The sequence below is a fragment of the Cedecea neteri NBRC 105707 = ATCC 33855 genome (assembly GCF_001571265.1).
Lineage (GTDB): Bacteria > Pseudomonadota > Gammaproteobacteria > Enterobacterales > Enterobacteriaceae > Cedecea > Cedecea neteri.
In genome coordinates this window covers 1-678 of the sequence record NZ_BCTL01000133.1, presented here as the reverse complement: position 1 = coordinate 678, position 678 = coordinate 1, and the positions used below count along the sequence as shown (strand labels likewise).

The 678-nt window shown below is 61.2% G+C and carries 1 protein-coding gene; it reads left to right on the top strand.

The genetic code is table 11. The annotated features are described in order from the left end of the window. A partial coding sequence (locus tag CNE01S_RS25580) for a hypothetical protein (RefSeq protein ID WP_061279251.1) occupies positions 1 to 340 on the top strand: 340 nt, incomplete at its 5' end. Positions 341 to 678 lie beyond the last annotated feature (338 nt).

Here is a 678-nt window from a genome sequence, read left to right as displayed (position 1 = left end):
TCTTGCGAACGAGAGGAAAGCCCGCGCGGATGAGCGGCAAGAGCTGGCCGAAAAAGGCCAGCAGGCGCTACTGGATGTCCGGGAGCGCGAGCACCAGGAGCAGGACCGGGCCGATGCGCTGGCAGCCAGGCTTGCGGATCAGGAGCAACAGCTACAGCAGGCGCAGCAGTTGCTGAGCCTCAACATTCAGAAGGCGGTCAGCGATGACAATCAGGCATCCCGGCAGGGTTCTCAGTGCGATTTTAACGGGCTTGGCCCTCACAGCCTGCAGCTCTACGAGCAGGCCCTCGGATACACCGGTGGTGGTGACCCCGGCCCCGGTGATACAGGAGGCCATTAAGCCCCCACGCGACATGGTGACTGTCGCCCCGATGCCTCCGGCCCCTTCAGCGTATGCCGGAGGGAGAAAGAGTCTGCCGCCTGATGTGTTACTGCGCCATGCCTCAGACTACGGCGCATGGTGCCAGACGAACGCCGCAAAGCTGCGGGCCCTGGCGATTTTTTTCTGGCCGGAAAGGCCATAAGGACCAGACATGGAAATCTCTAACACCGTCATTCAGGGGGCCATCACGCTGCTGTTCAGCGTGGTGTCTTTCGGGCTCAGTATCTGGGTCCGCAACCTGACGACCACCATTGAAAAACTGCGCGATGGTCAGGCGGAAATGCACCTGCTGTTTC